The following is a 14791-nucleotide window of genomic DNA, read 5'->3' on the forward strand; positions in this document are numbered from 1 at the left end:
AATGGTAACAAAAGAGCAAATTCTCCAATGGTTAGAGCAATTCGCAGATGCGATCGCACAAAATAAAGAATACTTGACGCAACTCGACGCGGCGATCGGTGATGCAGATCATGGTATCAATATGGATCGTGGGTTTCAAAAAGTCGCAAGTCAGTTACCTAACCTTGCAGCGCAAGATATCAGCGGTATTTTGAAAACAGTGAGTATGACACTTATTTCTAGTGTCGGTGGTGCGAGTGGTCCATTGTATGGCACCTTCTTTTTACGCGCTAGTACCGCAGTCACCGGAAAACAAGAATTATCGAATGAAGACATGGTCAGTCTACTACAAGCAGGCTTAGACGGCGTGTTACAACGCGGCAAAGCGCAACTCGGTGATAAAACAATGATTGACGCGCTATCTCCTGCGGTTACAATTTTTACACAAGCTATTAACCAAGGAAAAACAACCTCAGAAGCGATACAACACGCAACAACCGCCGCCGAACAAGGAATGCAAGCAACGATCCCCATGCTGGCAAAAAAAGGGCGCGCAAGCTACTTAGGCGATCGCAGTATCAATCATCAAGATCCTGGGGCAACATCAGTGTATTTAATGCTACAAACTTTATCTGAAGTACTCGACATGACAAGTGATTAGCAGCTAGACAAAACCATTACCCGTTACCAATTACCAATGAGCAGCAATACTCGTTACGAATCAACTTTCAGCGGTTTAATCACACGCGCGATCGCTTCTTGCACGAAAGCTTTGATAAACTCATCGCGGCGGTTAAGTTCAAATTGACGCTGTACTACCTCAGTAATTCCACCGTCCCCCCAATCTTGATCGTGACGAAAATACTCGATAAAACTTTTACCTGCAATTCGCGTCAAATACGCAGCCGTCACCCCTTGAATTGCCCGACCAACGACAAACGTCGCAACATGAAATTGTAGTGCTGTTGATAACAGTTGAATCGCCCCTTTGACAATCCCCAAACTTGCAAGCGTTTTTGCTAAAGAAAGTGCCAACTCTTTACCGCGTTCTAAATTCAAATCGCTGCCGTAGATTCTCCCGATTTCGACAACCATTTGCGCATTCACCGCAGCGGTGGCGAGTAAATCAACACCTGGTAACGGCGTTACTGTTACAACACCAGCACTAATCCATTGAAAACGGTCTACAACCTTATCCGCTTGACGACGCCGCTGAGCATCAATAATTTGCCGTGCTTCTTCACTAAGTCGTTGCGATTGCAGTAAGATATTGTCTGCGACTAAATCTTCACCCTCATTACGTAAAACCGCAGCCATGCGGCGCAGTAACGGCATAATATCGGGTTCCGGCTGAAAGATTTCGCCATTTTCTAACGCGACAGGTTGCGGATTCGCGGCGATCGCCACAATATCCGTCGGTGCAATAAAATTTTTAACTCGTTCGCGCAGTTGGGCGAGGATTGTTTCGCGGTCTACGTCGGCGTATAAATCGGTTTTATTCAAAACTAAAAGCGATCGCTTGCCAATTTCTGCCAAAGTCTGCAACGGTTCGTATTCCGAACGCCGTAAATCGTTATCTACAACAAACAACAATAAGTCAGCTTCGGTAGCTAATTGTCGTGCGAGTCTTTCGCGTTCTGTTCCGGCGACTCCTGCTTCTAAAATTCCTGGCGTATCCGTAATCAAAATCCGGCGTTCCATGCCTTTGAGCCGCAAGCTGTAAGTTTGTCCTTCCTGTGTTGTTCCCATTGGGGCGGCGACTTGTCCGACAATTCGCCCAAAGATCGCATTCACGAGCGAAGTTTTGCCCGCTGAACCTGTCCCAAAGACAACGACTCGCAACGCACCACGCGATAAACTTGCTTCAATTTCCTGCGATCGCGCGAGTAACGCTTGACGCGCCACTTCGTCTTGAATTTGTGTCAATTGCTGTTGGATTGCACGCAGATTTTCCTCCGCAACGTCCGTGCGGTCTTCGGGAATTTGAATTTGCCGTTGCGCCCGTCGTCGCGATCGCCTTTCACCGCGTTGGACAATCGCGATGTAGTAGATAACTACACCAATCAGCAAGACAACCAAGGCAACAATCAGAAATAGCAGCACATCCGCCAGGAACGGCGAAGTGTAAGACAACTGCCATAATAACTGTGACAAGCTAGCGAACAGCCACAGCAACAGCCCGACGATAACAATCAGGGCAATCAGCAGCATTACGATGCGTGGAAAAGGCATTGTCTTTGAGTCACTACAACGCAGGAGATGCTTTTGATCTTAATCTGCTTGCTGGTGTCCTGAATGCGTCAGGGGGAATAGGGCGATCGCAACAAGGCGTTTTGAAACTTTAGGAAAATTTAATATAGTTCTGAAAGTCAGATGCGGTTAAGGCTATAGCTTGACTCAATTTTGTGTATCACAGTATTACACTATCAATTTGCAACAAAAACGATTGCGCAACAAAAGCAATTCCGGTATATTACGTATAACTGATGAGTTATTAGCCTGGATATAAAGTATCCATTTGCTACTAGCGATCAGTTGTTTAGTGGGTAGCCTAATCTTCTACCGCTTGCGTTGAAGAACGGAGGAACCAAAGTTCGGGGCGAATCTCTATATATGAGAAAGATACCTTCCAATCTTAGCCCGTCAGCTAACTTCGTAGGCAATGGAAGGAGTACCTGTGGCATTAGCTTTATATTTTATATAAGCAATTGTCCTAAGGGTCTCCTCGCAGGTATCCCTTAACCAATAATTTGGGTTAGCTGCTGACCTTTCGACCCACCTCGTCCGTCGCTACACGTAAACAGAGGTAAGGATAATGAATTACTACAAACAGTGGATCTTACTTGCAAAGCAAGAATTGAACGGTATCGTCGTAGACTACACCGATCCAGAAGGAAATCACTACAGCGAACCATTTTGTTTTCAGACGCTTGATGAGGCAATTAGCTATGGTCAAGCCTGTATTGACCGTCTCATTCGACTCCGATCAAAATCTTTAATGCAAGCCGAGTCGTAGTGTCTGTACATTACTGATTCAAATTTGCGGCTTCTCGCCCCCTCTCGCTCTTTCCCAATTATGGCTACCGTGTACACACAAATAGTCGGTATCTAGCACGCGTCCCTGGCGAACCGCCCCCCAACCCACGCCAGTTCCTACAACGGGGGACTCGGGGTCCCCACTACGTGGGGATTGAGGGTGAACCCCCGCTTTCGCCATGGCTCCCCAAGCTTGGGGGACTTTTGAGCCTGTTTCTGTTGGATGCAAGGGGGCGAAAAAGCTTGGAGCGACGCCAGTCTAGACTTATGTGTACACCGTAGCCTAATTAGGAGGGAGAAAGTAAGGAAGAACGTTATCGCAGATTTGAGCAAATTTTCTACTGTTAGCTAGAGGTCGTCAGCTTGTTGACTAGGGAAAATTGAAGTCATACATGATGTAAGTATAGACATATGGGACTTTTTGACCAAATTCTTGGTGCAATCAATAATCCTTCGCAGCAAGCAAGTTCTGGACAGCTAGCTAACATTCTGAATACAGTACAGCAGCTAAGCAATAGCTATCACACAAATCCATCGACGATGCAATCGTTAATGTCGATTGTAGGTAATTACGTTCGCTCAGGACTACAGCAAAAGCGTTCTAGAGATGGTTACGACCAAACACAAGCGTTTGTCAATCAATACAGCGGTGCATCACCAAACCCGCAAGCGGTTTCTGGGTTGTTTTCTCAAAGTCAAATTCAACAACTCGCACAATTTGCCGCACAGCGCACAGGTTTGAATCCAAATATGATTGTGCAGATGCTACCTATTTTAGTGCCGGTTGTGCTAAATCTATTGCAAAGCGGCAGCCGCGCACAAAATGCACCAGTTGCTAATACTCAAACTAATAACCGAAATACCGTATTGGATACTTTCTTAGACGCCAACGGCGATGGCGAGGTAGATATTGCTGATGCTATACAGCTTGCAGGACGTTACCTTGGTCAATCGCGTTTTTAATCGCTTGAGCAATTAGCAATACTAACTTTTATAGCAGTGGTCAAGACGGTTAGGACAATAGGAGAGTTTAGAACTATTACGATAACCATACTTTAACTCTGACCGCTGATCTCTGTAATACTATCGAGAAGCAATTTGTTCACCTGCCCAAAGTTTCATTTGCCGTAGTCCGAAAACAATAGGTTGTTCTATGCTTGGTGCAGGCGTTGTTTGACCGTTTTCTGCTACTGTCCACATCTGCCAATGCTCATCACCTAATTCACCGACTCGAAAGACAACTCGATCGGGGTCAGTTTGACTCCAGCCGAGTAGAATTGACATGGCATGGTCGTGATAAGTTTGTGCTGGCGCAAGTGTTGTTGTTTGGTTTTTGTATCGATGCCAAATCACAGCATAGTCAGACACATCAGAAGTATTAAAGAAACCTTCAAATTGACGCGCGAGGAGGCGATCGCTCGACTTTGACCAACCGATGGGAGACAAAATTGAAATAATTCCTGGAGTTGCCGATTTTCCGCGTAGCAACAAATGCAGTGCCAACGGCGATGACGCTTTGACTTCTTGTAACTTTCCAGTGCGCAAGTTTTCTAAAAACATGACACTGCTGACTTGACTATGATAGAGTTCTGGCTGTACTTGCATTTGAATGCGGCTGTAAGCAGCATACTCACCATCAGGCGAAAGCAGCGAATGACTGCGATAGTAACGCACTCCCGAACCTTCTTGCGAACTGATATCTTCGTAAGTTTTCATTACCCAATTCCAAGGAACAGGATAAGGGCTATTTAACGGATCGAGAGATACTGATGGCTGATCGCTCGCCTGTTCTTCTGCTGACGATTGACTTAACGAAGATGCGATCGCTTCAAACGACTGGGCTGACGCCGCTTGAATTGATGTTGCTGCGATCGCTGGCGTCAGTAGCATAGCCACTAACAGCTTAAGGCGTGGCTGTGGGCAAAACCATCCTGAGAAGAAGTTTTGTAGCATTTGTACAGTTTTAGGTAGGGCAGTAGCGAGGTCAGAAGCACCTGAAGTAGGCGATGTGGCAGTATGCTATTTCAGGTATAACAAGAGAAATAGGCAACTGAGAAGATCTATTTCAATTAAATTTTTCTACAGCTTGCGTTGGTTCGATCGAAGTTCACAAATAAAAGTGTCACAACACTTGTACCTGTGCCTTGGCAAAACTCTGCGGTAGGATAGCCGATAGTCGCCTAGCTTGTCGCCTTGAATGAAAGTCGTATTTTTTGGGACTCCTGATTTTGCAGTACCCACGTTAAAAAAATTATTGCAGCATCCAACGATTGAAGTGTCTGCGGTTGTCACGCAGCCGGATAAACGTCGCGGGCGTGGTAATCAGTTAAGTGCTTCGCCAGTGAAATCTTTGGCTGTGCAACATCATATTCCTGTATGGCAACCGCAGCGCATTAAGAAAGATGCTGAAGTTTTAGCACAGTTACAAAAATTATCAGTTGATGTTTTTGTTGTTGTTGCTTATGGGCAAATTCTTTCGCAAGAAATTTTAGATATACCACGTAGAGGTTGTATTAACGTGCATGGCTCAATTTTGCCGAAGTATCGAGGTGCTGCACCGATTCAGTGGTGTCTCTATCATGGCGAAGCCGAGACGGGTATTACAACAATGCTGATGGATGCGGGTATGGATACAGGCGCAATGCTTCTTAAAGCCTATACACCGATTCAGCTACTTGATAACGCCCAAGATTTAGCGCAACGACTTGCTGAAATAGGCGCAGATTTATTGATAGAAACGCTGTTTAAGTGGGAACGCCAAGAAATTCAACCGATTCCGCAAGATGACTCGCAAGCGACTTATGCACCGTTAATTAAAAAGCACGATTACCTTTTAGATTGGTCAAAATCTGCGATCGCACTACATAACCAAGTGCGCGGCTTTTTCCCCAACTGCGTTACGCACTTTCGCGACGAGTCGTTAAAAATCATTGCGACGGTTCCCCTTGGCGCTGCTTATTGGTCGTTACTACCAGAATTTAGCTTTTTAATGCACACTTTATCTTCTTTGTCAACTCCGGCGGTGACTGGTGAAGTCGTCAGCATTGCCAAGGGAATAGGACCAATTGTCCAAACAGGGGAAGGATTATTACTATTACAACAGGTACAACTTGCGGGGAAACGTCCGCAATCAGGATGGGATTTTGCTAACGGTAGTCGTTTAACAGTAGGAGAAAAATTGAGGAGTTACGCTTCAACAGGTTCATAAAACCGACAGCGATCGCATGGTCCTTCGGGATTAACCGCACAGCGAATTAATTCAGAATGCGCATTGTAGCGACAGCTAGCATCACCAATGACCCAACGTCCAGCCACAAGACTTTTTTCACTCGGACGTGGCGCTGACTGCACGTATATTGCAACTTTATGTAAGCGATAGCGCCCCGATCTTAAATGATAGCGATGGCGGCGCTCTAGTACCGCGTAAGTTTTACCTTCAAGGTCGAGATAATTTCCTGGCTGGGGTGTCCAATCTAACTTAACGCTACCCAAAGATTGACGTGGGTGCGTCAGAATAATCTCCGTCGGTAGTGAATCTGGCTCCATAATCTTTGCTCAATGTAATGCTAACTACATTTGGATGGTATCGCGATCGCACAGCTTGCGTGGCAAGTTTAGAGTAAGCTTAAGGATTCAAACTCAGCTTGACTGAGTGCGTGAATCGCCAGATCGTTACCGAATTCATCGAACAATCTTTTTTCGCGTTTTAAGCCTATTTTTTCCATAACTCGAATCGAAGGTGCGTTCACAGCTAAAGCAACGGTAAACACGCGTTGCATTTCTAATTCAGAAAAGCCCTTATAAATTAGAGCTTTAGCTCCTTCTGTAGCATAACCTTTTCCCCAAGCTGCTTGGCGCAAGCGATATCCTAGCTCTATATCATCGCGATCGGCGAATGCACAATTGAAGTAAGCTGCGTGTATGGCTGGACGCAAGTAGAACCAACCAATGAACGCTTGAGTTGACTTTTCAACAGCAGCCCAGCAACCATAACCATCGTAGAGTTGATAGTAAGCAAGGTATTGTGGTATCGTTCGCGTTTGAATTGTTGTGTAATCTGGTGGTTGATCTGCGTCAGGTGTTAAACGAGTGACTTGCGGATCGCTATTAAGTTCAAATAAATTATCTACATCATCTGCGGTAAATTGTCGCAAAATCAATCTTTCAGTTTCTAAAAAAATCTTCATCTTTAAAGCGCAAGTTAAGGCTGTAATACTTATAGCAATAGCCGATATAGTTAAGACATTCTAGAAGTTTAGAATACCCTGACCCCTGATTATGGTGTTGCAGTGATAGGAATTGTCATCGTCTCTCACAGTAAACAGCTAGCAGCAGGAGTGCGGGAACTTGCAGCACAAATGGTTAGTGGTGATGTTGCAATAGCTGTCGCCGCTGGTATTGACGATCCAGATAATCCACTCGGTACGGATGCGATGCAAGTTTATCAAGCTATTGAGTCCGTTTATAGCGATGATGGTGTCATTGTCTTAATGGATTTGGGAAGTGCTTTATTAAGTGCAGAGATGGCGTTGGAATTCTTGTCAGAAACACAGCGCGAGAAGATTTATTTGTGCGAAGCACCGCTTGTAGAAGGCGCGATCGCCGCAACAATTGCAGCCGCATCAGGAAATTCGATTGAACAAGTCATTGCAGAAGCGCGTGGCGCATTAACCGCTAAAGCTGAACAACTGGGAATTGATGTTATTACTGATAGATCCCTAAGCCTGCTAAATCCACGCCACGTGAGGGACTTCGACTCCAGCAAGTCTAATAACCAACCATTAACTGATTCCCACACCGCCCAAATTCAGCTTACAGTTTCTAATCGATTAGGTTTACACGCACGTCCCGCAGCAAGGTTTGTGACAACAGCAGCTAAGTTTCACGCGCAGATTCAAGTACGAAATGTTACGAGGAATACAGACTTTGTGAGGGCTGATAGTATCAATCAAGTTGCGACATTAGGAGTGCGTCAGGGACATGAAATTGCGATCGCTGCGACGGGAATTGATGCAGAAGCGGCGTTAGCTGCGTTGCAAGAATTAGTTGCAAATAACTTTGGTGAAAATGACAGTGATTTGATACCGCCAGTTATTGCTGCAAGTGAGACTGTAGAAGGAGAACTCCTTGGGATTCCCGCGTCTTCGGGAGTTGCGATCGCGCCCGTTTTTCAATATCGTCTGACATCTGTCCAAGTTGAAGAATACATTGTTGAGGATACAGCCAGCGAATGGCAAAGGTTACAAACCGCGATTCAAACTGCTACACAAGATCTGCAATCATTGCAGGCAAATCAACTTGGAGATGAGGCGGAGATTTTTACCGCACATTTACTTGTGCTACAAGATCCCGCATTACTCGAACCCGTACGCCAGCGAATTTTTAGCCATCACCAAAATGCAGAATTTGCATGGAAAAGTACGATTGATGAGTTAGCGCATAACTTTGACACCTTAGAAGATGCATATTTGCAAGAACGCGCGAATGATATTACTGATGTAGGACAAAGAGTATTGCGATCGCTGTGTGGAATCACAACGCCAATAATTGAACTTACGCAACCAAGCATCGTCGTCGCGACTGATTTAACTCCTTCTGACACCGCGCAGTTAGACACAACAAAAGTACTAGGAATCTGTACAACGCGGGGTAGTGCAACTTCACACACAGCAATTCTGGCGCGTAGTCTTGGTATACCCGCCGTTGTGGGCGTTCCAGCCGCAATTTTACATCTAGCTAATGGCACACTTCTGGCAATTGATGGCGCAAGTGGCAGAGTTTGGCTAGAACCTGATACAGATACAATAACAACACTACAAGCTAAACGCGAAGCTAAATTACAAGCGCAACACCACGCGCAAGCTACCGCACATCAACCTGCAATCACGCGCGACGGTAAGCGCATTACAATCGCGGCGAATATTGGTAGTGTCGCTGATGCGAAAATAGCAATCAAAAATGGTGCTGAAGGTGTCGGGTTACTTCGCACCGAGTTCCTGTATCTCAATCGCACAACTGCACCTACTGAAGAGGAACAATTCGCAGTTTATCAAGCGATCGCTGAAGTTTTAGATCGTCGCGCTTTAATCGTGCGGACTTTAGATATCGGCGGTGATAAACCACTGCAATATCTTGGATTACACGCAGAATCAAACCCTTTTCTTGGTAAACGCGGTATTCGGTTTTGTCTGGAAAATCAGGATATCTTTAAAACGCAGTTACGCGCGATTTTACGAGCTAGCTACGGGCATCAGATTAAAATCATGTTTCCGATGATTGCGACTGTGCAAGAAGTGCAAGCTGCCAAGGCACTTTTAGTCCAAGTGCAAACTCAATTGCGACAAGCAAATATTCCATTTGATGAGACAATGCAAGTAGGAATTATGGTGGAAATTCCGTCCGCAGTTGCGATCGCCGATCAGTTAGCTACCGAGGTCAATTTTTTCAGTATCGGTACGAATGATTTAAGTCAGTATATTATGGCAGCAGATCGCACGAATTCTCAAGTGGCAATGCTTGCGGATGCTTTACATCCGGCGGTGTTACGCTCAATTAGCCAAACGGTGCAAGCTGCGCATTCTTCTGGTATTTGGGTGGGTTTGTGTGGAGAATTAGCCGCCGATCCTGTGGCGATACCAATTTTAGTAGGATTGGGGTTAGATGAACTTAGTCTTAATCCGCAAGCAATACCGATGGTTAAACACGCGATTAGTGAGTTAAATGCGGTTGAAGCTGAGGCGATCGCGCAAAGGGCTTTGACTCTAAATTCGGCACAGGGGGTTAGAGCATTAGTTTCAGCCTTGATAAACCATCAAGCCGAATTACATTAAAACTCGCTTGAGTGAATACTGTTATAATTAGAGCTAACGATTAATAATAATTGGTGAGTTCGAGCAATTTTGCTATTGAAAGCTTAATTGCGATTTAATAGCTAAGTTAAATGAAGTAGGCGATCGTTATTATTGTTCCTGTCAGATATCTTAAACTGTTCTTAGCAATTCAGTGTGTGATTTTTTGTTAGCAGCCACTAACATTCATGAGAGTAGGTGCTTCATTCTTCTTGTGCTGCCAGGTTTGTCTAAACCACAATCACATTCAATGGTTTACTAATGTCAGTTTATCATTCTCCTGATCTGCAAATAGAAAATCAGCTGCTTGCAGCCTTACCGACCGAAGATTATCAACGCCTATTTCCTTATATGGAAACAGTTAGTCTTTCACGCAGTCAAGTTCTCTGGCATGCTGAAGAATCAATTGAGTACGTGTATTTTCCTAATAGGGCATTGATTTCTTTAATCACCATTATGGAAAGTGGTGAGGTAGTCGAAGTCGGTATAGTTGGAAGGGAAGGTATGGCAGGTCTTACGGTATGTTGGGGAGGGGACACTAATACGCTACAGGCGATCGTGCAAATTCCTGGAAGTGCCATCAGGATCGGTGCAAATCTTATGAAAACCGAGTTTGATCGAGGTAGCGCACTGCAACGCTTGCTGCTACGCTATACGCAAGCACTGTTTACCCATACCGCACATACAGCAGCTTGTAACCGTCTGCATACAATCGAGGCTCGACTTGCTCGTTGGTTACTTGTAGTCCAAGACCGCGTACAATCAAACGAGCTTCCTCTGACGCAAGAATTTCTCTCTCATATGCTTGGTACACGCCGTTCGGGCGTTACAGAAGCTGCTGGTAGTCTCAGCAAAGCAGGAATAATCCGCTACAGCCGAGGTAAAATTACTATTCTCGATCGAGAGGCGTTAGAGTCAACTTCTTGCGAGTGCTATCAAACAGTTAAAAAAGAGTTTGCCCGTTTGTTAAAAAACTGAACGCGGTAAGGCTACAAACAATTTGATTAAACTTGGTATTTATGCCCGAAACCGTACGGAACAATTGGGTAAACATATCTATGCTTTATTTAGTAAATCGTCAAATCCTGTGTAGTGGTTTTGAGAATTTTTTTAATTACACCCAACTTAGTAATTACTAAGGATTTGCTTAAACGCATAAGGAATGTAGATGAATAATTTCAAAACTGCTGTTATCATCTCTGATCCTACAACTCAGACAATGATAAATCTATGGGGTAATAGTTGGCAGAGACTTACTCTAATACAACAGCAATTGGTTATTCAAATTCTAACTGAGCTAGATAAGTGAATTAGCTTAGCTGTTTGAATCAAAATGATTAAAGTACATTCTCAACATAAATTTGGTTGCTAACAACTTTCTTCAAAAGCTTTTAATTGTTTGTCATTAATTCTACCAGCTTTATACAACGTTTCTGTAATTTCAGAAAGTGTCAATACCGAATGGGCGCGATAACCATTCTGACGTAATCGATCTTTAACTCCTTGTTCGTGATCGATAAATACAACAATATCTTCTACATTTAATCCTGCTGATTCAAGTTTTGCGGCTCCTTCTATCGCACTTTTGCCACTAATTAAAATATCATCAACAACAACAACAGTTTCACCAGGATGAAATAATCCTTCAATGAGCCGTCGCGTACCATGCGCTTTAACTTCTTTGCGCGGAAAAATCATCGGGCGATTGAGATGCAAAGCTAACCCTGTAGCAGTAGGCAAAGAACCGTAAGGAATGCCTGCGATACGATCGAAGTTTAGATTTTTTAAAATGTCTGCATAGGCTAAAAGAATTTGATGAAAAAGTTGTGGATTAGAAATAATTTTACGCAAGTCTATATAATAAGAAAATGTTGCTCCTGAAGCTTGCACAAAATTACCAAATAAAATACATTCAATATCATAAAGTTGTAAGATAAGATCAAAATGTGGATGTTTATCAAGCAAGCAAACATCTGGTAGCCAGACAGAACAGTTTGAATCTTCTTGACTATTTTCTAAGCGAATTTGATTAATTTCTTGACGCAGTAAGTAAATTGCTTTAGCAAGATTATTTTGACTTAAAATATCTTGAGGAACAGGAATTAATAAGCCGCTACCATTTGCATTTAAACCCGCAGTCAAAATTTTGTTGATATTACCTTCTTCTGCCCAGATGCTACGTGCAAGGATCAGTCTTTCAGGCGCGATCGCCCGTATCTGGCTCAAGACTTCAGGACTCGTAGTTCCGACTTCAAATCCAAGTTGTTCAGGAGTTCCCCATGTTTTTGCTTCTTTTGCTAAATGCACGTAGAAAGGCGATGCGTTTTGCGGATATTGCTGTAGAGCGATCGCTCCTGGATTAGAAGTACAACATAAAACAAATACAGCTTTATCAGGATGAACTAAAAACGAAGCAGCGTGATCTTGTCCAGCGTAACCATTAATTGTGACAGCATCAACTTGCCAGTTTTGAAAAATAGTGCGCGCAAAGGTTGTACTGGTATTTAAGTCGCTATGCTTGGCATCTAAAATAATCGGAATATCGTCAGGAATCGCGGCTAAAGTGCGTTCAAGCAGTTCTAATCCTCGGCTACCCAAAGCTTCGTAAAAACCAAGTGTCGGTTTATACGCACAAACTAAATTCGCAGTTTCAGCAATCAGAAATTGTAGCCAAGTCCATAAGTCTTCGATCAAATCTTCTGTTTTGTGCTGCGGCATCATTTCTGGATTAGGATCGAGTCCGACAAATAGCAAGCTGTCATTCCGCGCGATCGCCGTATTCAATTTATCAAAAAAGGTCATAACTATCTCGACTAGTCATGTGGCAAGCTAGGGTAGCATCGCTGCACTCCTCACATCATACACGTGGCAAGCAAAGCTTGGATTTTCTGTCAACAAGCTGTAAAATTGCACCATGAAAAAGCTGATTGTCATTACGGGAGTGAGTCGCGGTCTGGGATTGGCAATGACCGAGGCGTTTATTCAAGCAGGGCATACTGTTATTGGTTGTGCGCGATCGCAAACAGCAGTAGACAAACTACGTCAGCAATTCGGTTCGCCGCATAGTTTTACTGTCGTTGATGTTGCAGTAGATCAACAGGTAGCAGATTGGGCAAAGCACGTACTAACAAGTTACGAACCACCCGATTTATTACTGAATAATGCAGGTGTTATCAATCAATTAGCACCTTTATGGAAAGTGCCTGCGGAAGAATTTGCGCGCGTCATTCATGTCAATATCATTGGCGTAACGAATGTCATCCGCCACTTTGTTCCCGCAATGATCCAAAGAAAGCAAGGTATCATTGTCAATTTTAGTTCGGGTTGGGGACGTTCGACTTCGCCCCAAGTTGCACCCTATTGTGCTTCTAAGTGGGCGATTGAAGGCTTGACGCGATCGCTTGCGCAAGAATTACCGGATAGTATGGCAGCAATTCCCCTCAATCCAGGGATTATTCACACGGATATGCTAAACATCTGTTTTGGCGAAGAAGCAGCTTACTATACACCGCTACATGAGTGGAGTCGTCAAGCTGTTCCTTTTCTACTGCAACTCAGTCCAAAACATAATGGTTCGTCGTTAACAGTTCCTCAATGAGCTAAAATCGTCTGCAAACCTTTGACTAAGCGTTCCATACCTTCTTTAGCTGTTGCTTCTTGTAATGCGCCATAGGCGACGCGCAGGTAACAACCGCGATCCATACCAAATGCTGTCCCTGGAAGTACTGCGACTCGATGTTCGCGGATGAGGCGTTCGGTTAATTCAAAGGGATCTAATTGCGCATGCACCTTGAGGAAAAAGTAAAAAGCACCATTCGCGGGTGCAATTGTACACAAGCCTTGCAGGGCGTTCAGTGAGTGTAAAACAACTTGACGAACGTTGGCGATCGCTTGAATATGACTTTGGCAATAATTAAATCCTGTTTGCAATGCACCTAATGCGGCGTACTGCGAAATGACAGGCGGACAAATTAAGTTTGTATCTTGAACTTTTTTAATAGCAACAAGTAAGTGTTCTGGAATCACCATGTAACCAATTCGCCAACTTGCAAATCCATAAGCTTTAGAAAGACTGTATAAGGAGATTGTGTGTGTATGACTGTGAGAAAATGCACCAGGCGAAACGTGTTTGACGCCATCGTAAGTAAAGTATTCGTAAGCTTCATCACTGATGTGATAAATTCCGCGATCGCGACACAGTTGATTGACTGCGCGTAATGCGTCTTCAGCGTAAACGGCACCTGTGGGGTTATTCGGTGAAATTGTCACCACAGCTTTGGTTTTTTCTGTAATGGCTTGCGCGATCGCTTCGGGACGGAGTTGATAATTTTCATCAGTCGCTACAAATACGGGATGACACCCTGCGATTTGGATCGCCATTTCATGATTGAAATAGTAAGGTGTCTGTAAAATCACTTCATCACCGACGGAAGTAATGGCTAGCAGCGCATTCAGAAATCCCATATTGCTACCAGCCGTTACCATAATGCATCGCTTGTCAAGTGCAATATCATTAAAAGTTTGCAGTTTTGTTTTGATTGCGGCAATTAGAGGCGGAATACCTTCAATAGCTTTGTATTGATGATTTGCTGGATCGGCAAAGAATTGAGTGAGATTTGTCGCTTCCGGTGGTGGTGGATAGTATACAACACCTTGCCCTAAAGAAATTGTGCCAGGAAAACTGCGAATCAGTTCTCCCACAATCGGAATCACTGGCGACTGTACCGCCTGCATCCGCGACGTTGTTACGGTTTCCATTGTTTGCAATTCGTGCGTCAATCTCCCAAATTTAGCGCGTTGGCGGTTTCTTTTTCCAGAAAAGTTTCGTCCCCATCTCTGTCTTTGCCGAAAAGATGAGGTACGCAACGAGTAAACTCACACCAACAAGAAAAGGAATTAAGTCACTGTTCATGCACTAATTTTAAGAA

15 protein-coding genes and 1 riboswitch are annotated in these 14791 nt (G+C 44.1%); of the genes, 7 read left to right on the forward strand and 8 right to left on the reverse strand.

Going from position 1 to position 14791, the window contains the following annotated elements:
* Position 1 precedes the first annotated feature (1 nt).
* Complete coding sequence (gene dhaL / locus GLO7428_RS15785; protein ID WP_015189570.1) at positions 2-640, forward strand: dihydroxyacetone kinase subunit DhaL; 639 nt, start codon at positions 2-4, stop codon at positions 638-640.
* A 53-nt stretch (positions 641-693) separates the two neighbouring features.
* Here dhaL and GLO7428_RS15790 read toward each other — a convergent pair whose 3' ends face one another.
* The gene (locus GLO7428_RS15790) at positions 694-2211 is read right to left on the reverse strand and encodes a YcjF family protein (protein WP_015189571.1); all 1518 of its coding nucleotides are present in this window, start codon (positions 2209-2211) and stop codon (positions 694-696) included.
* A 306-nt stretch (positions 2212-2517) separates the two neighbouring features.
* Positions 2518-2656, forward strand: a riboswitch (cyclic di-AMP (ydaO/yuaA leader).
* A 138-nt stretch (positions 2657-2794) separates the two neighbouring features.
* Between GLO7428_RS15790 and GLO7428_RS15795 the strand changes: the two genes are divergently transcribed.
* A complete protein-coding gene (locus GLO7428_RS15795; protein ID WP_015189572.1) occupies positions 2795-2995 on the forward strand; it encodes a hypothetical protein in 201 nt (66 codons plus the stop codon).
* A gap of 18 nt (positions 2996-3013) precedes the next feature.
* On the opposite strand, the gene GLO7428_RS27930 is transcribed toward GLO7428_RS15795, so the two are convergent.
* Positions 3014-3196 (reverse strand): hypothetical protein, encoded by a 183-nt coding sequence (locus tag GLO7428_RS27930; RefSeq protein WP_155823754.1) that lies wholly within the window; start codon positions 3194-3196, stop codon positions 3014-3016.
* Between the two features lie 230 nt (positions 3197-3426).
* On the opposite strand from GLO7428_RS27930, the gene GLO7428_RS15800 reads away from it, so the two are divergent.
* Complete coding sequence (locus GLO7428_RS15800) at positions 3427-3978, forward strand: DUF937 domain-containing protein (RefSeq protein WP_015189573.1); 552 nt, start codon at positions 3427-3429, stop codon at positions 3976-3978.
* A gap of 120 nt (positions 3979-4098) precedes the next feature.
* Here GLO7428_RS15800 and GLO7428_RS15805 read toward each other — a convergent pair whose 3' ends face one another.
* Positions 4099-4905: a hypothetical protein gene (locus GLO7428_RS15805; RefSeq protein ID WP_015189574.1), complete on the reverse strand. Its 807-nt coding sequence runs from the start codon at positions 4903-4905 to the stop codon at positions 4099-4101.
* A 307-nt stretch (positions 4906-5212) separates the two neighbouring features.
* Between GLO7428_RS15805 and fmt the strand changes: the two genes are divergently transcribed.
* Positions 5213-6223, forward strand: a complete 1011-nt coding sequence (gene fmt / locus GLO7428_RS15810; protein ID WP_015189575.1) for a methionyl-tRNA formyltransferase — start codon at positions 5213-5215, stop codon at positions 6221-6223.
* Here the strand turns inward: fmt and GLO7428_RS15815 are convergent.
* Positions 6202-6561 (reverse strand): DUF6464 family protein, encoded by a 360-nt coding sequence (locus GLO7428_RS15815; RefSeq protein ID WP_015189576.1) that lies wholly within the window; start codon positions 6559-6561, stop codon positions 6202-6204. The two genes, fmt and GLO7428_RS15815, sit on opposite strands and share 22 nt — an antisense overlap.
* A 68-nt stretch (positions 6562-6629) precedes the next feature.
* On the reverse strand, positions 6630-7202 hold the full coding sequence (locus tag GLO7428_RS15820) for a GNAT family N-acetyltransferase (RefSeq protein ID WP_015189577.1): 573 nt from the start codon (positions 7200-7202) through the stop codon (positions 6630-6632).
* A gap of 102 nt (positions 7203-7304) precedes the next feature.
* On the opposite strand from GLO7428_RS15820, the gene ptsP reads away from it, so the two are divergent.
* Entirely contained in the window at positions 7305-9845 is a 2541-nt protein-coding gene (ptsP, locus tag GLO7428_RS15825; protein WP_015189578.1) for a phosphoenolpyruvate--protein phosphotransferase, read from the forward strand.
* Positions 9846-10124: 279 nt separating this feature from the next.
* Positions 10125-10841 (forward strand): Crp/Fnr family transcriptional regulator, encoded by a 717-nt coding sequence (locus tag GLO7428_RS15830; protein WP_015189579.1) that lies wholly within the window; start codon positions 10125-10127, stop codon positions 10839-10841.
* A gap of 390 nt (positions 10842-11231) precedes the next feature.
* On the opposite strand, the gene GLO7428_RS15835 is transcribed toward GLO7428_RS15830, so the two are convergent.
* Positions 11232-12665: a bifunctional orotidine-5'-phosphate decarboxylase/orotate phosphoribosyltransferase gene (locus GLO7428_RS15835; RefSeq protein ID WP_015189581.1), complete on the reverse strand. Its 1434-nt coding sequence runs from the start codon at positions 12663-12665 to the stop codon at positions 11232-11234.
* Positions 12666-12777: 112 nt separating this feature from the next.
* Between GLO7428_RS15835 and GLO7428_RS15840 the strand changes: the two genes are divergently transcribed.
* Positions 12778-13461: an SDR family oxidoreductase gene (locus GLO7428_RS15840; RefSeq protein WP_015189582.1), complete on the forward strand. Its 684-nt coding sequence runs from the start codon at positions 12778-12780 to the stop codon at positions 13459-13461.
* On the opposite strand, the gene GLO7428_RS15845 is transcribed toward GLO7428_RS15840, so the two are convergent.
* Together GLO7428_RS15845 and GLO7428_RS29505 are read right to left on the reverse strand one after the other, a co-directional pair.
* Entirely contained in the window at positions 13455-14621 is a 1167-nt protein-coding gene (locus tag GLO7428_RS15845) for a pyridoxal phosphate-dependent aminotransferase (protein ID WP_041918653.1), read from the reverse strand. The genes GLO7428_RS15840 and GLO7428_RS15845 overlap by 7 nt on opposite strands.
* 31 nt (positions 14622-14652) lie before the next feature.
* On the reverse strand, positions 14653-14775 hold the full coding sequence (locus tag GLO7428_RS29505; protein ID WP_255348352.1) for a hypothetical protein: 123 nt from the start codon (positions 14773-14775) through the stop codon (positions 14653-14655).
* Positions 14776-14791: the final 16 nt, after the last annotated feature.

Source organism: Gloeocapsa sp. PCC 7428 (genome assembly GCF_000317555.1).
In the GTDB taxonomy this organism is placed as follows: Bacteria; Cyanobacteriota; Cyanobacteriia; order Cyanobacteriales; family Chroococcidiopsidaceae; genus Chroogloeocystis.